An 18,370-nucleotide genomic window follows, 5' to 3' on the forward strand; every position below is an offset into this window, starting at 1 on the left:
GCCCGCTGTGGCTCGCGAGGACTAACCATACTGAGCGTATGGATCCCGACACGTTCCGTAGCGACATCGGAGTCGACATCTACTGGCGGCGCCGGATGGCCGCGCTCGTCGGTGTGCTCGTGGTGGTCGCCGTCGTGGCGTGGGCCTGCTCGTCGACGAGCGGGCCGGACGACGTCAGGGAGAGGAACCCGGCCGCCCGGCAGGAGGCCCTGGACCCGCTGCCGGCCGTCCTGCCGACCGTGACGGTCATCCCCACGCCGTCCGCGAGCCCGACGCCCTCACCGGGGGTGGCCAAGGCGTCCGCCAGGCCCAGGCGGCCCGGCGAGCCCTGCGTCTCCCCGCAGCTCGTGCTGAGCATGGAGGGCCAGGGGACGGTCTATCCGGCGGGCATCCGCCCCCGGTTCGTCCTCACCCTCGTCAACGTCGGCAAGGTGATGTGCACCGCCGACGTGGGGCCGCGCGCGATGGAGGTGCGCATCACCTCCGGCGACGACCGCGTGTGGTCGTCCTCCGACTGCGTCAGCGGCGAGGCCACCAGAGTCCGCGAGCTCGAACGCGGCATCCCGTACGTCAAGGAGCTGGTGTGGGACCGCCGCCGCTCCGGTGACGACTGCGCCGCCGACCGCGCCGCCGCCCTGCCCGGCACCTACGTCGCGGTGGTCCACGCCTCGGGCCTGAGGAGCCGCAAGGCCGTCTTCCACCTCCGCTAGCCCCGTTTTCCGCACGTGAGTGATCTTCCGCGGAGATCTCGTGGATCGATGTCCAACTGGATCACCAGGCCGGCATCCCGCGTCCCGCCGGTGATCGTCGCCGACCGCCGGGCGGCTGGCGCCGTCCCTTCGCGGTCAGTCGAGGACCGTCACCGAACGTCCCTCGTCCACGGCGTACTCGCCCGCGGAGATCGCGCCGAGGCTCACGGGTTCGAGCGTCAGCGAGACGACGCCGCCGGGCAGCCGCGAGCTCTCTTCGACGGTCGCGAACGTCGCGGGCATCGATCCGTCCGGGAACAGGCGCTTCCCCGTCCCGACGACGACCGGGTACTGGAGCAGCCGGTAGACGTCGACGAGCCCTGCCCGGTGCAGGGTCTGCACCAGCATCCAGCTCCCGTGAACCTGGAGCTCCTTGCCGGGAAGCCCCTTGAGGCGGCGTACCTCGTCGACCACGTCACCGCGCAGGACCGTCGTAGGGCTCCAGTCGGCTTCCTCGTCGGTCAGCGTCGAGCTGACAACATATTTCGGCAGCGTGTTGAGCTTGGTGGCGATCAGGTTGTCGGGTTCGGTGACCTTCGGCCAGTACCCGCCGAGCAGACCGAAGCTGGTGCGGCCGAACAGGAACGCGTCGGCCTCACGGAACCAGCTCTCGACGACCTCGTTGGTGTGCGCCGAGGCGTGCGGGACGAGCCATCCGCCGCGGTCGAAGCCGTTGGAGCGGTCCTCGTCGGGGGCTCCGGGTCCTTGCACGACGCCGTCGAGGCTGACGAAGATGTTGACGCTGAGCAGCACGTTTCCCCTCCGGGGTTCGGGTCGGACACCGGCCGGGGCCGGCCGGCATGCAGACGCTAGCTGCCAGGCGCGGAGTGGGTCTTGTACAGGAACGACATCGTGGCATGCTCGCCCGCCTGCAGCTCGCGCGCGGTGCGCCCGACGTAGCGACGCAGCGCGCGTGCGAGGTGGGCCTGGTCGAAGTACCCGAGCGTCTCCACGACCGCGCGCCAGCCGTGGCCGTCGCGCAGCATCGTGGCCGCGGCGTTCGCGCGGTCGATCTGCGTCACGGCGGTCCGCGACAGTCCGGTGGCCGCGCGGTAGCGACGCTGAAGGGTACGCATGGTCGGGCCGGCCCCGGGATGCCCGCGCTCCTCCTCCCCGAGGCTTGATCGCACCAGCAGCCCCGCGTCCTGCAGTCGCCGGACGAAGTGCTCGACGTTCTCGTACGTCGGCACCTCCCAGTCATCGCCGCCGATGACCACCCTGCCCGAGTCCGTCACCGGGAACGGCACGTTCCCGTCGATGATCGAGCCCGCGGGATGCGGCCGGAGAACCGTGCCGAGCGCGAACCGGACCCCGAGGAACTCGGTGTCCGGCGGAACCGGCGCGATGGTCGCCCTCGTCTCCGGCCCGCGCAGGCCGGCGAGCAGGCGTCCCCGCCTCCGCGAGAGGATCAGATGCCAGCAGGTGCGCGCCGCGGACGTCATCGTGTCCTCGGCGTCGCTACGGGTGCGCCACACGCGGTCGACGACGCTCGCGCCGATCTCGGTGTCGCGATGCTCGAACCGCAGGGCCATGGCCTCCTCGACCTCCAATCCGCTCAAATTTCCCCTGGAGCATAGAGAAACGGACAACGAGGATCGAAATGCCGGAGGAGAGGAACCCGCGATCTTCAATCACTTCGACGTGCGGAAAACGGGGCCAGCCGCCCGAGGGTCCCCGCGGCGGACCGAGGGGACCTCAGACGTAGCGTTCCAGGATGGACGACTCCGCCAGCCGGGACAGGCCCTCGCGGATGTGGCGGGCCCTGGCCTCACCCACCCCGCCCACCTCCTGGAGCTCGCCGATGCTGGCCGCCAGGAGCTTCTGCAGGCTGGCGAACTGGTCGACGAGGCGGTCGACCACCGTGTTCGGCAGGCGCGGGACCTTGGCCAGCAGGCGGTAGCCCCGGGGACTCACCGGGGTCTCCAGGGCGTCGTTGCCCGAGTGGCCGAGGATCTGGGCGACGACCGAGAGATCGAGCAGCTCGGCGGAGGAGAGCTGGTCGAGCTCGTGCAGCGCCTCGGCGAACTTGCGCGGCCGTCGGCCCGCCACGGGCAGGTAGTCGCGCACGATCAGCTCGCGGTCGCTCTCCGTGCCGGCCACGAGCTCGTCCAGCTGCAGGGAGAGCAGCCGGCCGTCGGTGCCGAGCTCGACCACGTAACCGGCGATCTCCTCGGAGATGCGCCTGACCATCTCCAGCCGCTGGGCGACCACCGCGATGTCACGGACCGTGACCAGGTCTTCGATCTCCAGCGCCGAGAGCGTGCCGGAGACCTCGTCCAGGCGGAGCTTGTAGCGCTCCAGCGTGGCCAGGGCCTGGTTGGACTTGGACAGGATGACCGCCGACTCCTCCACCACGTAGCGGATGCCGTCGAGGTAGAGGGCGATGATCCGCATGGACTTGCTGAGGGAGATGACCGGCAGCGACGTCTGCAGGGCCACGCGCTGGGCGGTGCGGTGCCGGGTGCCGGACTCGTCGGTGGGGATGGACGGATCCGGCATCAGGTGCACGGCCGCCCGCACGATCCGCAGGTCGCCGGCGTTGAGGACGATGGCGCCGTCCATCTTGGCCAGCTCCCGCAGCCTCGTCGCGGAGAACTCGACGTCCAGCTCGAAGCCGCCGCTGCATATCTCCTCGACCGTGCTGTCGTATCCCAGCACGATCAGGCCACCCGTGTGCCCGCGGAGAATGCGCTCCAGCCCGTCGCGCAGAGCGGTGCCCGGTGCGACCGCGGCCAGGACGGCTCTGCGGCGTTCGTCGAGCCCTTTGTAGGTTGCTGCCACATGACCCCCGTGGTCTGCGTATAACGGTCAGCTTACCGGCGAAGGCTCCGCGCGGCCCGGAATCGGTGGATGCCACTCGCCGTGCGGCGCCTGTGACGGCCACGGGACCGGGGCGCGGGCTCAGGTGACGTGGGTGAGGGCATCCCAGACGTTCTCCGCCTCGACGACGTCGAATCCGGGCGCGAAGGGCGCGCCACGCCCGGCCATGGGGACCAGGGAGTGGTCGCCGTTGCGCTTCTTGCCCGTGTCGAGGGAGCCCGCGGGGACCAGCGCCCGGGTGAAACCCAGCCGGGCGGCCTCCGACAGGCGGCGCCGCACGTCGCGCACCGGGCGCAGCTCTCCGGCCAGGCCCACCTCGCCGAGCACCACCAGGCCGGAGGGCAGCGCCTTGTCGCCGGCCGCGCTGGCGACCGCCAGCATCACCGACAGGTCGACCGCGGGATCGCTGAGCTTGATCCCCCCGACGGTGGCGGTGAAGACGTCGCACCCGCCCAGCTTGGCGTTGAGCCGCCGCTCCAGCACGGCCAGGACCATCGTCACCCGGTAGGTGTCGAGCCCCGAGGAGGAGCGGCGCGGCTGCTGTGCCTCGGTCCTGGCGACCAGTGCCTGGACCTCGGCCGGCAGCGGCCGGGTGCCCTCCAGGGTGACCGTGACGCACGTGCCGGGCACCGGGTCGGTGCGGTGGGAGACGAACAGGCCGCTGGCGTCGGCGATGCCCTCGATGCCGTTCTCGTGAAGATCGAAGCAGCCGACCTCGTCGACCGGGCCGTAGCGGTTCTTGATCGCGCGGACCAGGCGGAGCCGGGAGTGCCGGTCGCCCTCGAAGTGAAGCACGACGTCGACCAGGTGCTCCAGGGTCCGGGGGCCGGCGATCGAGCCCTCCTTGGTGACGTGGCCGACCAGCACCGTGGCCATGCCGCGCTCCTTGGCCAGCCGCACCAGGTTTCCCGCGACCTCCCTGACCTGGGTCACCCCGCCCGGCACACCGGTCGCCTGGGTGGAGCCGATCGTCTGCACCGAGTCGACGATGAGCAGGTCGGGCTGGACCTTCTCGACGTGCGAGACCAGCGCGCCCAGGTCGGTCTCGGCGGCCAGGTAGAGGCGGTCCTGGATCGCGCCGATCCGGTCGGCCCTGATCCGCACCTGGGCGGCCGACTCCTCGCCCGTGATGTAGAGGACCGTCTGCTGCCGGGCGATCTTGGCCGCCGCCTCCAGCAGGAGGGTCGACTTGCCGATGCCGGGCTCGCCGGCGAGCAGCACCACGGCCCCGGGGACGAGGCCGCCGCCGAGGACCCGGTCGAGCTCGGGCACCCCGGTGCCGCGCGCGTGCGCCACCTCGGCCTTGACCTGGCCGATCGGCACCGCGGGCGCCGAGACCGCGCCGGCGGAGGCCACGCGCGCCCCCGCGGCCGCTGTCTCCTCCTCGACCGTGCCCCAGGCCTGGCACTCGCCGCAGCGCCCCACCCATTTGGCCGTCTGCCACCCGCACTCGGCACAGCGGTAGCCACCAGCCTTCTTCGCCATGGCCGCACGTTACCGGCAGGGCCCGACAACTTTCACCCGGTACGGCATGCCGTACCGGGTGAAAGTCGCAGGGAGGGACGGCGGCGCTGGATCAGATGTGGCCTTCGAGGTCGGCCAGGAGCGCGCGCTTGGGCTTGGCGCCCTTGATCTGCTGCACCACCTCGCCACTCTTGTAGAGGTTGAGCGTGGGCAGGCCGAGCACGCCGTACCTCGCCGTGATCTCGGGGTAGTCGTCGGCGTTGAGCTTGGCGATCGTGACGCGGTCGCCGTACTCGGCCTCGATCTCCGCCAGGACCGGCGCGATCATCTTGCACGGCCCGCACCACTCGGCCCAGAAGTCGACCAGGACGGGCTTGTCGCTCCGCAGCACCTGCTCGTCGAAGTTCTCCGCGGTCAATGTGATCATGGTTTTCCCACTTTCCTCAGTACGCATCCTGGGCAGGCCGTGGTCAGCTGGGCCGCCACCTCCGCCCTCCGGGTGAGGAGCGCGCGGATCTCGTCGTCGATCTCCGCCAGCTTGCGCTGGTAGACGGCCACGGACTCCGGGCACGACCCCCCGGATTCGTGACCGGCCCGCAGGCAGTCCACGAACGGGCGGGCGTCGTCCAGGGTGAATCCGACGGCGAGCAGCGAACGGATCTCGGAGACGAGTCTGAGATCCGCCTCCCCGTACTCCCGGTAGCCGTTGGCCGAGCGCCGGGCCGTGATCAGCCCCTGCTGCTCGTAGTAGCGCAGCGCCCGGGTGCTGACACCCGCCCGCCGCGCCAGCTCACCGATCCGCATCCGGCCCTCCCCATGACACGACGATAAACCTTGACATCAACGTCAAGGTCAAGCGCCCGCCCCGTTGTTCCCGGCCGGCCGGGTCCGCGGGAAGGTCAGAACAGCTTCCAGCGCAGCAGGTTGGGGTAGGCGATCTCCAGGCCGGGGGTCTCGGCGATGGCCCGTTCGGCGACCGCGGGGGTGAACTCGATGCGGAGCACCGCCTCCAGGTCGGCGCGGCGCTCGAAGGACATGCGCAGGTCGAGCTTGTCCGTCTGCCAGCCCTGGCGGCTCCAGAAGTTCTCGACGGACCTGGCCGAGTACGCGGGGATGGACTGGCCGAACCAGCGGCCGAAGGCGCCGCGGGTGGTGTCGATGTCGATCACGAAGGCCGCGCCGCCGCGCCGCATCACCCGGGAGAGCTCGGCCAGGCCGGGTTCGCACCCGGGGCCGAAGAAGTACGCCCAGCGGGCGATGGCCACGTCCACGGAGGCGTCGGGCAGCGGGAGGGACTGGGCGGTGGCGGCGTGGACCTCGACGTTCCGCAGGGTGCGGCAGCGGCGCCTGGCCAGCTGGACGAGGTCCTCGTGCGGTTCCGCGCCGATCACGCGGGTGGCGGTGGCGGCGAGGGCGGGCAGGTGGTAACCGGTGCCGCAGCCGATGTCGAGGACCGTCGCCCCGGTCCACGACCGGATGGCCGACATCGCGGCCTCGGCGCGCCCTTCGGGGTCCACCGCCCGGTTCTCCAGCTCGTACGTTTGGGGGGTGTTCCAGATGTTGGGGCTGGGGATGGCGCCCCTCAAGAACCTCGGCATGCCTTCACCGTAATGGTGTGATCTCGGCCGCGCCGGTGGTGGCGGACAGCACTGCTCTCCGGACCCGCTTAGGCTGGCAAAGGTGAGCGACTTGAGCGAGGGGGCCGGTCGGCCCGGCGGTGTTCGCGAGTGTGCGCTCCGAGCCGGAGACGAGGAAGCGGTATGAGCGTCCGTGTATCCAGCGCGAAGATCGCGCTGTCCACAGCGTCGGTGTATCCCGAACGTACTCCCGACGCCTTCGAGCTGGCCGCGCGCCTGGGGTACGACGGTGTGGAGATCATGGTGGGCGCCGACCCCGTGAGCCAGGACGTCGACGTCCTGGAGCGGTTGTCGGATCACTACCAGCTGCCGATCCTGGCCATCCACGCGCCGTGCCTGCTGGTGACGCAGCGCGTGTGGGGCAAGGACCCGTGGGCCAAGCTCCAGCGCGCGCAGCGCGCCGCCGAGCGGGTCGGCGCCAGGACGGTCGTGGTGCACCCCCCGTTCCGCTGGCAGCGCGACTACGCGCGCGACTTCGAGATCGGCCTGGCCAGGATGCGTGAGGAGACCGACGTGGTCTTCGCGGTGGAGAACATGTTCCCGCTGAAGGCCAGGGGCAACGAGGTCGTCCCCTACGCGCCCGACTGGAACCCGGTCGACTACGACTTCCCGCAGGTCACGCTGGACCTGTCGCACACGGCGGTGTCCGGGTCCGACGCCCTGGAGATGTTCACCAAGCTCGGCGACCGGCTCGCCCACCTGCACCTGGCCGACGGCCTGGGGGTGCCGAACAAGGACGAGCACCTGGTTCCCGGGCGGGGCGGCCAGCCGTGCGCGCCGATCCTGGAGCGGATGGCGGGCAACGGATACTCCGGGCTGGTCGTGTTGGAGATCAACACGCGCAAGGCGGCCAGCCGCTCCGAGCGGATCGACGACCTCGCGGAGGCGCTGGCCTTCGCCCGGCTGCACCTCGCGGCCTCCACCCCCGCATGAGCGAGCTCTCCACGGGTGAGTCCTCGGAATCTCCTGAGCCTTCTGAATCCTCCGAGGTCAGGAGGCGTCCGGGGCGCAGGCCGGGGTCGGCCGACACGCGGGGGCAGATCCTCGCGGCGGCGCGCGAGACCTTCGCGGAGAAGGGGTTCGACAAGGCGACCATCCGGGGCATCGCCCGGCAGGCGGGGGTGGACCCGGCGCTGGTCCATCACTACTTCTCCGGCAAGGAGGGGATGTTCGTCGAGGCGATGGACCTGCCGATCACCCCCGACGTCGTCCTCTCCGCGGTCATGGCGGGGCCCCGCGAGCAGGCCGCCGAGCGGCTGGTCAGGCTCATCCTGACGATCATCGCGGAGGACGGGGCGCGCCAGCCGGTGCTGGCGCTGGTCCGCACCGCGATGACCAACGAGCAGATGGTCGCCACGATCCGCGAGTTCCTCGGCCAGGCGCTCCTCGGCCGGGTCGGGGAGGCCCTGGACGTCCCGCCGGTCCGGATGGAGGCGGCGTTCGCGCAGATGTTCGGCGTGGTGCTGGTGCGCTACGTCCTCAAGCTGGAGCCGCTGGCCTCGGTGGACGTCGAGGACCTGGTGAAACTGCTCACACCCACGATCCAGGGCTATCTCGACCCGCCCCGATAACCCCTCCCGCCCTTGGTGTCCCGGAGGCGCGGTCACGCCCCCGGCACGTCCCGCGGGTCCTCCCGGGTCACTCCGATGTCATCCGGAGGCGTACAGAGCATTGTTCTGGGAACGGTGTTGACCATAGGGTGACCACGGTCGCCGCGGGTCCCGGTGCGAAGCGAAGTTACTCATCGGTAGGATTCGTGGAGACCCCTTGTCATCGTGGATGATCGGCGGTCGTACGCTGGCAGCCAACGCCGTCTGTGGGAGGACCCGTGCTCTGGGTAGCGATCATCGGGCTGGTCATGACAGCCGTCGCGGTCGCGCTTGCCGCGCGCCGCGTGTTGTTCCTGTACAAGCTCGCCACCGTCGGGCCCGCCGCGCCCGAGCGCGTCGCGTACGCCAGGACTCACCTGGGGGAGGAGATCAAGGCCCAGCTGGTCGAGGTCTTCGGGCAGCGGAAGCTGCTGAAGTGGACGGCGTCGGGCGTCGCGCACTTCTTCGTCATGTGGGCGTTCTTCATCCTGGTGACCGTCTATCTGGAGGCGTACGGCGCGCTGATCCAGGGGGCCGTCACCGGCACCCCCGACTTCCACATCCCGCTCGTCGGGACGTGGGCGGTCCTGGGCTTCCTGCAGGACTTCATCGCGGTCGCGGCCCTGCTCGGCCTTCTCGCCTTCGCGATCATCAGGATCAAGAACTCGCCGAAGAAGCTGGGCCGCAGGTCCCGCTTCTCCGGGTCGCACCTCGGCGGTGCCTGGCTCGTCCTCTTCATGATCTTCAACGTGATCTGGACGATGTTCCTCTTCCGCGGGGCCGCCGCCAACACCGGCAACCTGCCGTACGCCTCGGGGGCGTTCGCCTCCGACGCGGCGGCCGCCCTGCTGCGCCCGCTGGGGGCCTCGGCCAACGAGATGCTCGAACACGTCGGCCTGCTCCTGCACATCGGCGTCATGCTGGTGTTCCTCGTGATCGTGGTGAACTCCAAGCACCTGCACATCTTCACCGCGCCGCTGAACGTGGCGTTCTCCCGGCGTCCCGACGGCAACGGCCCGGCCCAGCCGATGCGGATCGACGGCAAGGTCGTCGACTTCGAGGACGAGGAGCTCGACGGCGACAGGCTCGGCCGGGGCAAGATCGAGGACACCACCTGGAAGGGCTTCCTCGACTTCTACACCTGCACCGAGTGCGGACGCTGCCAGGACCAGTGCCCGGCCTGGAACACCGACAAGCCGCTGTCGCCGAAGATGCTGATCCTGGAGCAGCGCGACCACGCCTTCAAGGTCGCGCCGTACCTGATGGCGACCCAGGAGGAGCGCGCGGGCCTCCACGAGGACGTGCTGGCCCTGCTGGAGAAGCCGCTGGTCGGCGAGGACGGCGTCATTCACCCCGACGTGCTGTGGTCCTGCACCAACTGCGGCGCCTGCGTCGAGCAGTGCCCGGTCGACATCGAGCACATCGACCACATCCTCGACATGCGCCGCTACCAGGCGATGGTGGAGTCCAACTTCCCGTCCGAGGCCGGCGTCATGGTCAAGAACCTGGAGAACAAGGGCAACCCGTGGGGGATGTCCGAGATGAAGCGGGCCGACTGGATCGAGGAGCTGGCCGGCCGCGAGGTCGACCCCATCGAGGTCACGCTCGTGGACGAGAAGATGCCCGACGACACCGAGTACCTCTTCTGGGTCGGCTGCGCCGGGGCCCTGGAGGACCGGGCGAAGAAGACCACCAAGGCGGTCGCGGAGCTGCTGCACGTCGCGGGCGTCAAGTTCGCGGTGCTCGGCCCGATGGAGGCGTGCACCGGTGACCCGGCCCGCCGCCTGGGCATGGAGTATCTCTTCGACATGCTGGCCAAGCAGAACATCGAGACCCTGAACGAGGCCGGGGTCAAGAAGATCGTCGCGACCTGCCCGCACTGCTTCAACACCCTCGCCAACGAGTATCCCCAGCTCGGCGGCACCTACGAGGTGGTGCACCACACCCAGCTGCTGGCCAAGCTCGTGGACGAGGGCAAGCTGGTCCCGGTCACGCCGATCGAGGAGAAGATCACTTACCACGACCCGTGCTTCCTCGGACGCCACAACAAGGTCTACTCCCAGCCCCGCGACATCATGGCCAAGGTGCCCGGGGTGAAGACCCAGGAGATGCACCGCCACAAGGACCGCGGCTTCTGCTGCGGCGCGGGCGGCGCGCGGATGTGGATGGAGGAGCGGCTCGGCAAGCGCATCAACACCGAGCGCGTGGACGAGGCGCTGACCACCGAGCCGGACACCATCTCCACGGCCTGCCCGTTCTGCCTGGTCATGCTCGGTGACTCGATCAACGAGAAGAAGAACGCGGGCGAGGCCAAGGAGACGCTGGAGGTCGTCGACGTCTCCCAGCTGCTGATCAAGTCGATCAAGGGCCAGCCAGTGGAGACGTCCTGACATACGGACGGTGACCTGTCAGAGGGGACATCTTCCCGATGTTCCCTCTGACATATGGTCAAGCCACCGGGAAAAGGACGTCAGGTCCGAAAACCTTTCTCCACATAACGGGAAAATCACGGTAACCTCAACGTCGCGTAGCTCATTCAACGGGGAGGGGGCTTGACGATGCCCGTCGTCGTCAGCGATGCCGAGGTTACCCTGGCCGATGTTCTCTCACTTCGGCTGGCCGTCGACGAACCCTTGGCCGACGGCACCGAACTGGTCCTGCGTAACCGGGCCACCTCGGTCGAGAGCCGGGTGCCGCTGGGCACGCCGGACGTACGGATGCGCGAGGCGGAGCTGGCGGTCTCGCTCGCGCCGCTCGAACTCGGTCCCGGCCGCTGGGACACCTACCTGCAACAGGGCACGGCGCGCACGCGGCTGCGCAGTGTCGATCCCGGGTTCTCCCTCGACCACCTCGACGCGTACGCGCTGAGCCGCCGGACGCTGGCCTACCGCGCCTACCGGACACGCAACGGCTTCCTCGCCCTGAAGGTCGACGACGCCCAGCCGGCGGCGGAGGTCCGTTCCGTCTGGTTCAGGGAGGGACGCTTCGAGGTCACCGGGCTGCTGGCCTTCACCGGTCTCGACGACGACGAGGCCCGGCACGAGGCGAAGCTCGCCCTGCGCCGCAGCCGGCCCGACGCGGAGCTGACCTCCGTTGCAACGGTCCAGGGCGTGCGCTTCCACGCCGCGCTCTCGCTGTGCGACGTGCTCGCCGCCGCCCCCGACCAGACGGGCACCTGGGAGCCCTCGCTGGAGGTGCGCGGCGTGGCCACGCCGCTCCGCCTGGGCTCCCGGCTGGACGACGTCGACGGCAAGCGCCGCCGCCTGCACTATCCCGCCACGCAGATCGACGGCGTGCCGATCCGGCCCTGCTACACGGCGGACGACGAGCTCAGGATCGAGGTCGGCGGGTGAGGATCTGCCTGCTCACCCCCTCCGTGTACGGCATGCGCGGCGACGTCCGCTCGATCGTCAACCTCGCGGGGGAGCTGGCAGAACGTCACGAGGTAGAGATCATCAGCGTCCGCCGCCACCGGGAGAAACCGTTCTTCCCGGTGGCGTCCGGCGTGAGGCTCTCCTGGGTGGTCGACGCCCAGCCGGGGGTCAGACACCTGCTCCCGCGGGGCCAGATGCGCACCGAGGTCGCCCTCTGGCGGCGGCTGCGCGGGCTGCGGGCCGACGTGCTCATCAGCACCCGGCCGGGGCTGAGCGTCCAGGTGGCCAGGCACGTGCCGCGCGACGTCACGCGGATCGCCCGCGAGTGGGGCCGGCCGCCGGTGCCCGGGCCGATCAGGAAGTTCTACCCGCGCCTGGACGCGGTCGCCGCCGCCACCGAGACGAGCCGGCAGGAGTGGGACCACCTGCTGGGCGGGGACGTCCCGGTCGGCGTGATCCCGGACGCGCTGCCGGCCGGGCCGTGGCCGCGCTCGCGGATGGACAACCGCATCGTCGCCGCGGGAGGGCGCCTGGTGCCGGTGAAGGCCCACGACCGGCTGATCCGCGCGTTCGCCGTCGTCGCGGGCAAGCGCCCCGACTGGCGGCTGCGCCTGTACGGCGGGGGCCCCGAGGAGAAGCGCCTGCGCGCCCTGGTCGGCGACCTCGACCTGCACAACCACGTCTACTTCATGGGGACGACCTCCGACCTGACCGGCGAGTTCGCCAAGGCGTCGATCGTGGCGACGACCTCCAGGACGGAGGTGCTCGGGATGACCGTGATCGAGGCGATGGCCAGCGGGGTGCCGGTGATCGCGTTCGACGGCCCCCGGGGGCCGGGCGAGTTCGTGGCCGACGGGCGGAATGGGGTGCTGGTCGCCGAGGGAGAGGACGAGATCGAGGCGTACGCGTCCGCGCTGCTCGCGCTCATCGACGACGAGGGACGGCGCAGGGGGCTGGCCGCGGGCGCCCTGGAGGTCGCGGCCGACCACGACGCGTCCTCGGTGGCCGGCCGCTGGGAGAAACTGATCGCGGCCGCGTCCCGCCGCGCCTGACACCGGTACCGTTGGGACATGCATGGGTACAGCGGTGACAAGCAGGCTTATCTGGCCCGGTTGCGGCGCATCGAGGGACAGATCAGGGGCCTGCAGCGGATGGTCGAAGAGGATGCCTACTGCATCGACGTGCTGACCCAGGTCTCGGCCGCCACGCGGGCGCTCCAGGCGGTGGCGCTGGGCCTGCTGGAGGACCACATCGGGCACTGCGTCGCCGACGCCGTCAACGCCGGGGGGCCGGAGGCGCAGGAGAAGGTCAAGGAGGCATCGGCCGCGATCGCCCGTCTCGTCCGTTCGTGACTAGTCACATGACTATCTTTTCCGACCACGTCCCGGACCCCGTCGGAGGGTCCGGGACCAGGTCTTGGAAACGGTTCTTCCCGAGGCTTCAGCAAACAGCCGAAGCGCTCAATCCGAGCGCGTTGTCGAGCTCCACCAAGGTGAGGGGCCGTTCGCTGATGGCGACGGCGGACAGCACCTCGGCATAGAGCGCGATCTCGTCCAACGCGACACGGTCGTGGACCCTAGAGTCCAGGTCGTCGTGCCCCACCGCGTCGTCCTTCCTTCCGCAGCCCACACCCACTTCGAGGTTACGGCGGGCGGACATCGGTGCCCATGGCCCATCGGGACCATTCCTCGCCCCGCCCGGCACATCCTCAAGGAGGATCATTTCCCGTTTAGGAGATCACAATTCAGCTAATTGTCTGATGCGTAGGGGGCTAGAAGGATATAGGGAGAGTAAGGATGAAATAACTATATTTGTGGTTTAGGCATACCGGTGTGTGTCAGAAGTGACGGGGGTAAGTCCCAGATACTCCGGGGACCGGGTCGTCGCGCTCGTGCGTCAGCCGGTGCACGACCGCCGAGGCCGTCGTGAATCCCCGCTCCGGTATCTCGGTTCCCGTGAGGCGGCACCACGCCAGCCCGGTGGCGTAGGCGGCGCCGAGCAGGGCCGCCGCCGCGGCGCGGTCCGGCGGGTGGAGCGCGGCGGGCAGCTCTCCGGAACGCGGCCAGCACCCTCGCAGCGGGTGCGAGGCGTCGGTGAGCACCACGTGGAGGATGTGCCGCAGCTCGGGATCCAGCCACGGGTAGACGCCGTCGGCCGCCCTGGGCGCGACGTCCGACAGATCGGCGGCGAGCAGCGAGGCGGCCACCGCCCTGGGATCGGCGCCCATCGGGGCGAGGAAACCCAGCGCCTGGACCAGGTCGTAGACCGCGTGCTGGAAGTACTCGCCGGGCGAGGTGTCGGGCAGCGTCAGGTGGGGCGGGCAGCGCGAGAGCCACGCGTGCCGTACGGCCTCGTCTCCCCGGTGGGCCACGGCGGGATCCTGGCAGGCTCGGCGCAGCAACGGCTCGACCATGGACAGCAGGGCGTCGGCCCTCGGCCTGAACCTCGGGTCCTCACGCACCACGGTGGCGGTGTCGGCCATCAGCGCGACCAGCCGCAGGCCCGCCTCCGGATGCCCGGCCCTGACCCGCTCGCCGTACAGCGCGACCAGGTCGCCCAGCGAGGTGGGCGGCAGCCAGCGGACCCACTCGTCACCGGGCAGCGGGCGGGCCAGGAACTCCCCGAACATCGACAGAAGCACCTCGTTGCCGTCGAAGGCGGGGGCGTAGGCGCACCACATGAGCGTGCCCCAGATCGCGGCGACGGGACTGGCCACCTCCCGGGCGAAGAGCTCGGCGAACGGCCCGGTGATCGGGAAGTCCTCCCTGCGCCTGCCGCGCTGGGCGACCAGCAGCTCGCGGACCCGCTCGGTGATCTCGTACGGCACGTCGGGGCCGACGAACCCCTGGACCGATCCCCGGTCGGCGACGAGGTCGGCGCCGGTCGGCACCAGATGCGGCAAGATCACCGAGGTGACGTGGACCACGTGCGCCGCGGCGCGGAAGTCCCGGTCGGCGGGGGGAGCGGTCAGGTACCAGCGGCCGTCGGCGGCATCCTGCCGGTACCACCGGGCGTGGGCGCCGAACAGCCAGCGCCCGCCGTCCGGGGTGGCCAGCGTGCGCTGCGCGATGGCCTGGGCGCGAGCGAGCGGGGGCAGCGCCACCCACCGGTGGTCGGCGACCATGGTCCGCACGTCGTTCTCGATGGCGTCGAACCCGTCCCACTGCCACACGCCGGTCATCGGCATTCCGGGGCGAGGGCCCCTGGCCTGCGCCACGGGCGGGATGCCCCTGCCTCCCTTCGGTCAAGGTCGTGCCAGGCCCCGAGATCCCCGTCGGGGCCTGGCACGATCGTAAGGCCCTCCCCGCGGCCGCGTCGGGGGCGTGCGGGCCGTCCGGGTCGTTCAGGCCGGCGGGAGGACGGTCGCGGCCCGGTGGCGGGCCGCCTTGGCGACGTAGCCGGCCGGTGTACGGGCGAACGAGGCGCGGTCGTCGTCGGTGAGCTCACGGACGATCCTTCCGGGCACGCCCGCGACGAGCACCCCCGCCGGGATCCGCTTTCCCGGCCCCACCAGGGCGCCCGCCGCGATCAGCGATCCCGCGCCGATCCTCGCGCCGCCGAGCACGATCGCGCCGATGCCCACGAGTGCGCCGGTCTCCACGTGCGCCCCGTGCACCATGGCCTTGTGCCCGAGGCTCACCCGGGGCTCCAGCACGGCCGGCTCGCCCGGGTCGGCGTGCAGGCAGCACAGGTCCTGGATGTTGCACTCCTCCCCGACCTCGACGTCCTCGTCGTCGCCGCGCAGGACCGAGCCGTACCAGACGTTCGCGGCACGGCCCAGCCGTACCCTTCCGACGACCACCGCTCCGGGGGCGATGTAGGCGTCCGGATGGATCCGCGGGATCGCGTCGCCGTCGAGGGCGGCGATGTAGGGCGTGGCGTTCATGATGACGATGGTACGAGGGGCGATCTGCCCGGTATTTCCGCAAGCAGGTCAGGCGTTCCGGTTGCGGACTTGGGCAGTAAGCAGGAAAGTCGTCTCCTGACGTCTCCTTTCCCGCCACACAACCTCCACGGGCAGTGCCATGACAAACCAGCACGACAGCTTTCCCGACCTGATGCACGAGGACTCGTTCGAGGTCGCCCTGCGCGGCTACAGCCGTCGTCAGGTTCACGAATACATGGACCGCCACCGCCACCAGATCCGCGACCTGGAGGAGCGGCTCGCACGCGCGATCGACCAGGCCGAGCAGGGCCGGATCGAGCTGGCCGAGGCCCGAAGGAGGCTCTCCGACGCCCCGCAGGACTACGACGAGCTCGGCCAGAGGCTCAGCCAGATACTGAAACTCGGCGAGGAGGAGGCCACCTCCAAGAAACAGGTCGCCGAGGCGGAGGCGATCAAGCTCCGCGACGACGCGGCCGCGGAGGCCGAGCGGTTGATCAACTCCGCGCGGGACCGGGCCGAGGGCATCCTGAACGCCGCGCAGCAGGAGGCCGAGCGCCGGGTCGCCGAGGCCACCGCCGCCGCCGAGCAGATGCTCGCCCAGGCCGGCAACGACGCCGAGGAGACGCTCAACGCGGCCCGTACCGAGTCCGAGGAGACCCTCCGCGGTGCCCGCACCGAGGCCGACCGGATGGTCACCTCGGCGAGGAACGAGGCCGAGCGGACGGTCCAGGAGGCCCGCGCCGAGGCGGACTCCACGCTGAGCGACGCCCGCGCCGAGGCGGAGGCGACCGTCCGCGCCGCCAACACCGACGCGCACTCCACCCTGTCGACGGCCCAGCAGCGCGCCGCCGCCCTGGACGAGACCACCGGTCGCCGGGTCGTCTATCTCACCGACACCCACCACGAGGTCATGCGTCGCCTGCACGAGATGAACTCCGTCCTGGGAGACCTGCTTCACCGCGAGGCCGCGGCCGGAGCCCTGATCGACGAGGGCTCCGTGCTGCCCCCGGCCCGCGTCCAGCCCGCGCCGGCCGCCCTCGCCACCGGTCCCGGCGCCGCTCCCGCTCCCGTTCCCGCTCTCGGTTCCGGTTCCGGTTCCGCCGAGGCTGCCGGCGGCTCCCAGGGGGCGTCCGACGCGGCGGACACCGTCGCGCCCGACGCCGCCGGGACGCCCTCGGGACAGACCGGGCCCGCCCGGCGCGCCGGATCCGAGGACGCGCCCGAGGGCGTGCGGGACGACGGGTTCGACGACTCGCCCGATCTGGAGTCCGTACGGGTGATCGTGGACGACGAGGCCCCCACGGGGAGCGCGGACGAGCGGCACGGCCGGGACGACGACCGTTTCGGCGAGATGCATGTCGAGGTGTACGACGACACCGACGTCGCCGCCGACCGCGGGCCGGCGGGGAAGGCCGGGAAGGGCGAGGAGAAGTACGCCACCCCCAGGAAGTAGGCCCCCGGGAAGTAGGAGAGCCCGCCTCCGGAGACCGTGAAGCGGGTTCCCGCGGTCGTGGAGACGCCACGTGGCACAGGGTGGCGGGAGTGGGCAGGAGATCAAGCGGAAGCCCCCGCCCCCGATCGGGTCGGGGGCTTCCGCGATTGGGGGCCCGGCGCCGGGACCGCATCGGATCCGCTCATCCCGGCACCGGGCGGTCTTCAGGTGTCCGCTCCCGGCTCCGTGGCGCCGGAACGTTCCCGCTGGTCGAGTAGCTGCTCGCGCAGCCCTTCCGGATCGTCCGCGTCGATGGTCATCGCGCAGCCGACATCGCGCTGGGCGGAGGTCAGCGGGTGGTGGCGAGTGGCCCACCACCTGCCCGCGTCGCTCCGCCAGATCGTCCAGTCGGGAAACTCCCGGGCGATTTCAGCGAGATGCCGGTCGAAAGACATCTGTGCACCTTCCCCGCGCCCAGGCCCGTCTTTGCGACGTTCCACCTCTGACGGTGAGGCACTTCTCTAGAGAAATCAATGATCGCGGGGGACAGGTCAACCTATCGGTTGACGGATGGCCTTGATCTATGAGTCGAAGTCGTACTGAAGTACGTAAGAGGCGGCATCGAGGACCATCTCGTTGACCTCGACGGCGACGCCGTCGGCGGTGCGGGCGACCCGGGCGATCACGATGACCGGGGTGCCCGCGGGCAGGTCAAGCTGGACGGTCTCATGGGGATGGGGCATTCGGGCCCTGATCTCCTCGGTGAAGTGCACCGGGGCGTGGCCGAGCTCACCGAGACGCGCGTAGACGCCCCCCGGGCCCGTGTCCTCTCTCGTGATCGCGGTCCCCTCCACCAGGGTGGCGGGGAAGTGGGAGACCGACAGCTGTACCGGCCGCTCGTCCACCGAGTAGCGCCGCCTGCGGACCCACACCTCGGGGCTGCCCAGCACCCGGGCCACGGTGTCCTCGGCGGTCTCCCGGTCGATGTCCACCTCGTCCACGGTGTAGGGGCGCCCCCTGGTGTCGGAGTCCCAGATGGCCTCGCCTCGGCCCCACTGGTCACGGGAGAGCCGCCGGGAGCCGTGCCGCCTGATGGGGCGGAACTGCCTGACGTACACCCCTGAGCCGCGTTTGGGGACGGCCAGTCCTTCGTTGATTAGTACGGACAGTGCCTGTCTGGCGGTGGCACGGGCTATGCCGTGCGTCGCCATCAGGGCGTTCTCGCCCGGAAGCCGATCCCCGTCTCGGAGATCACCGGACAGGATCGCTTCGCGAAGCCCGTCGGCGATGCGCCGATAGATCGGGGGCTCGGGAGGTACCGGGGACTGCTGCACGTTCGATCACCCTCTGTCACCAACCGGGTTTGGCGTCTCCAGAGAACTTGCCCCGCCTTGTCCACGATCGCACAGATACGGAGGT

At 70.5% G+C, this 18,370-nt stretch carries 19 protein-coding genes; 8 read left to right on the plus strand and 11 right to left on the minus strand.

Annotation, left to right across the window (positions count from 1 at the left end; translation table 11 throughout):
- The first annotated feature begins 38 nt into the window (after positions 1 to 38).
- Complete coding sequence (locus AB0G15_RS15485) at positions 39 to 710, plus strand: hypothetical protein (protein WP_362839503.1); 672 nt, start codon at positions 39 to 41, stop codon at positions 708 to 710.
- A 135-nt stretch (positions 711 to 845) separates the two neighbouring features.
- On the opposite strand, the gene AB0G15_RS15490 is transcribed toward AB0G15_RS15485, so the two are convergent.
- From AB0G15_RS15490 to AB0G15_RS15520, 7 genes are all read right to left on the minus strand, one after another.
- Positions 846 to 1,502: a dihydrofolate reductase family protein gene (locus AB0G15_RS15490; protein ID WP_362839506.1), complete on the minus strand. Its 657-nt coding sequence runs from the start codon at positions 1,500 to 1,502 to the stop codon at positions 846 to 848.
- 56 nt (positions 1,503 to 1,558) lie between these two features.
- Positions 1,559 to 2,308, minus strand: a complete 750-nt coding sequence (locus AB0G15_RS15495; protein ID WP_362839508.1) for an AraC family transcriptional regulator — start codon at positions 2,306 to 2,308, stop codon at positions 1,559 to 1,561.
- A gap of 136 nt (positions 2,309 to 2,444) precedes the next feature.
- Positions 2,445 to 3,530, minus strand: coding sequence for a DNA integrity scanning diadenylate cyclase DisA (gene disA / locus AB0G15_RS15500; RefSeq protein WP_362839511.1), 1,086 nt, complete (start codon positions 3,528 to 3,530; stop codon positions 2,445 to 2,447).
- A gap of 120 nt (positions 3,531 to 3,650) precedes the next feature.
- On the minus strand, positions 3,651 to 5,054 hold the full coding sequence (radA, locus tag AB0G15_RS15505) for a DNA repair protein RadA (protein ID WP_362839514.1): 1,404 nt from the start codon (positions 5,052 to 5,054) through the stop codon (positions 3,651 to 3,653).
- Positions 5,055 to 5,145: 91 nt separating this feature from the next.
- Positions 5,146 to 5,460 carry a thioredoxin gene (gene trxA, locus AB0G15_RS15510; protein ID WP_362839517.1) on the minus strand — a complete coding sequence of 105 codons (315 nt, stop codon included), beginning with the start codon at positions 5,458 to 5,460 and terminating at the stop codon, positions 5,146 to 5,148.
- Positions 5,457 to 5,837, minus strand: coding sequence for a MerR family transcriptional regulator (locus tag AB0G15_RS15515; RefSeq protein WP_362695247.1), 381 nt, complete (start codon positions 5,835 to 5,837; stop codon positions 5,457 to 5,459). The genes trxA and AB0G15_RS15515 overlap by 4 nt, the downstream gene beginning before the upstream one ends.
- Before the next feature lie 95 nt (positions 5,838 to 5,932).
- Positions 5,933 to 6,631 (minus strand): class I SAM-dependent methyltransferase, encoded by a 699-nt coding sequence (locus tag AB0G15_RS15520; protein WP_362839519.1) that lies wholly within the window; start codon positions 6,629 to 6,631, stop codon positions 5,933 to 5,935.
- A gap of 162 nt (positions 6,632 to 6,793) precedes the next feature.
- On the opposite strand from AB0G15_RS15520, the gene AB0G15_RS15525 reads away from it, so the two are divergent.
- The 6 genes from AB0G15_RS15525 (at position 6,794) to AB0G15_RS15550 (ending at position 12,985) form a co-directional block, all read left to right on the plus strand.
- Positions 6,794 to 7,603, plus strand: a complete 810-nt coding sequence (locus AB0G15_RS15525; protein ID WP_362695241.1) for a sugar phosphate isomerase/epimerase — start codon at positions 6,794 to 6,796, stop codon at positions 7,601 to 7,603.
- Positions 7,600 to 8,241, plus strand: coding sequence for a TetR family transcriptional regulator (locus AB0G15_RS15530; protein WP_362839522.1), 642 nt, complete (start codon positions 7,600 to 7,602; stop codon positions 8,239 to 8,241). Before AB0G15_RS15525 ends, AB0G15_RS15530 begins: the two co-directional genes overlap by 4 nt.
- 257 nt (positions 8,242 to 8,498) lie before the next feature.
- Positions 8,499 to 10,649 carry a (Fe-S)-binding protein gene (locus AB0G15_RS15535; RefSeq protein ID WP_362839525.1) on the plus strand — a complete coding sequence of 717 codons (2,151 nt, stop codon included), beginning with the start codon at positions 8,499 to 8,501 and terminating at the stop codon, positions 10,647 to 10,649.
- A gap of 168 nt (positions 10,650 to 10,817) precedes the next feature.
- Positions 10,818 to 11,612 (plus strand): hypothetical protein, encoded by a 795-nt coding sequence (locus AB0G15_RS15540; protein WP_362839679.1) that lies wholly within the window; start codon positions 10,818 to 10,820, stop codon positions 11,610 to 11,612.
- A complete protein-coding gene (locus tag AB0G15_RS15545) occupies positions 11,609 to 12,685 on the plus strand; it encodes a glycosyltransferase (protein ID WP_362839527.1) in 1,077 nt (358 codons plus the stop codon). Before AB0G15_RS15540 ends, AB0G15_RS15545 begins: the two co-directional genes overlap by 4 nt.
- 18 nt (positions 12,686 to 12,703) lie before the next feature.
- Positions 12,704 to 12,985 carry a metal-sensitive transcriptional regulator gene (locus tag AB0G15_RS15550; RefSeq protein WP_362839530.1) on the plus strand — a complete coding sequence of 94 codons (282 nt, stop codon included), beginning with the start codon at positions 12,704 to 12,706 and terminating at the stop codon, positions 12,983 to 12,985.
- A gap of 485 nt (positions 12,986 to 13,470) precedes the next feature.
- Here AB0G15_RS15550 and AB0G15_RS15555 read toward each other — a convergent pair whose 3' ends face one another.
- Positions 13,471 to 14,814 carry a hypothetical protein gene (locus tag AB0G15_RS15555; RefSeq protein WP_362839532.1) on the minus strand — a complete coding sequence of 448 codons (1,344 nt, stop codon included), beginning with the start codon at positions 14,812 to 14,814 and terminating at the stop codon, positions 13,471 to 13,473.
- Between the two features lie 162 nt (positions 14,815 to 14,976).
- Positions 14,977 to 15,519, minus strand: a complete 543-nt coding sequence (locus AB0G15_RS15560; protein ID WP_362839535.1) for a gamma carbonic anhydrase family protein — start codon at positions 15,517 to 15,519, stop codon at positions 14,977 to 14,979.
- A 139-nt stretch (positions 15,520 to 15,658) separates the two neighbouring features.
- On the opposite strand from AB0G15_RS15560, the gene AB0G15_RS15565 reads away from it, so the two are divergent.
- A complete protein-coding gene (locus tag AB0G15_RS15565; protein WP_362839538.1) occupies positions 15,659 to 16,972 on the plus strand; it encodes a hypothetical protein in 1,314 nt (437 codons plus the stop codon).
- 203 nt (positions 16,973 to 17,175) lie between these two features.
- Here AB0G15_RS15565 and AB0G15_RS15570 read toward each other — a convergent pair whose 3' ends face one another.
- Both AB0G15_RS15570 and AB0G15_RS15575 read right to left on the minus strand, forming a co-directional pair.
- Complete coding sequence (locus AB0G15_RS15570; RefSeq protein WP_362839541.1) at positions 17,176 to 17,406, minus strand: hypothetical protein; 231 nt, start codon at positions 17,404 to 17,406, stop codon at positions 17,176 to 17,178.
- Positions 17,407 to 17,532: 126 nt separating this feature from the next.
- Positions 17,533 to 18,285, minus strand: a complete 753-nt coding sequence (locus AB0G15_RS15575; RefSeq protein WP_362839544.1) for a GntR family transcriptional regulator — start codon at positions 18,283 to 18,285, stop codon at positions 17,533 to 17,535.
- Between the last annotated feature and the right edge of the window lie 85 nt (positions 18,286 to 18,370).

This window comes from Streptosporangium sp. NPDC023825 (genome assembly GCF_040639575.1).
Classification (GTDB): Bacteria; Actinomycetota; Actinomycetes; order Streptosporangiales; family Streptosporangiaceae; genus Streptosporangium.

Coding starts and splice junctions, on each gene's coding strand:
- AB0G15_RS15550 (WP_362839530.1), top strand. CDS start 12,704: ATGCATGGGTACAGCGGTGACAAGCAGGCTTATCTGGCCCGGTTGCGG.
- AB0G15_RS15530 (WP_362839522.1), top strand. CDS start 7,600: ATGAGCGAGCTCTCCACGGGTGAGTCCTCGGAATCTCCTGAGCCTTCT.
- trxA (WP_362839517.1), bottom strand. CDS start 5,460: ATGATCACATTGACCGCGGAGAACTTCGACGAGCAGGTGCTGCGGAGC.
- AB0G15_RS15515 (WP_362695247.1), bottom strand. CDS start 5,837: ATGCGGATCGGTGAGCTGGCGCGGCGGGCGGGTGTCAGCACCCGGGCG.
- AB0G15_RS15485 (WP_362839503.1), top strand. CDS start 39: ATGGATCCCGACACGTTCCGTAGCGACATCGGAGTCGACATCTACTGG.
- radA (WP_362839514.1), bottom strand. CDS start 5,054: ATGGCGAAGAAGGCTGGTGGCTACCGCTGTGCCGAGTGCGGGTGGCAG.
- AB0G15_RS15555 (WP_362839532.1), bottom strand. CDS start 14,814: ATGACCGGCGTGTGGCAGTGGGACGGGTTCGACGCCATCGAGAACGAC.
- AB0G15_RS15560 (WP_362839535.1), bottom strand. CDS start 15,519: ATGAACGCCACGCCCTACATCGCCGCCCTCGACGGCGACGCGATCCCG.
- AB0G15_RS15525 (WP_362695241.1), top strand. CDS start 6,794: ATGAGCGTCCGTGTATCCAGCGCGAAGATCGCGCTGTCCACAGCGTCG.
- AB0G15_RS15540 (WP_362839679.1), top strand. CDS start 10,818: ATGCCCGTCGTCGTCAGCGATGCCGAGGTTACCCTGGCCGATGTTCTC.
- AB0G15_RS15565 (WP_362839538.1), top strand. CDS start 15,659: ATGACAAACCAGCACGACAGCTTTCCCGACCTGATGCACGAGGACTCG.
- AB0G15_RS15520 (WP_362839519.1), bottom strand. CDS start 6,631: ATGCCGAGGTTCTTGAGGGGCGCCATCCCCAGCCCCAACATCTGGAAC.
- AB0G15_RS15570 (WP_362839541.1), bottom strand. CDS start 17,406: ATGTCTTTCGACCGGCATCTCGCTGAAATCGCCCGGGAGTTTCCCGAC.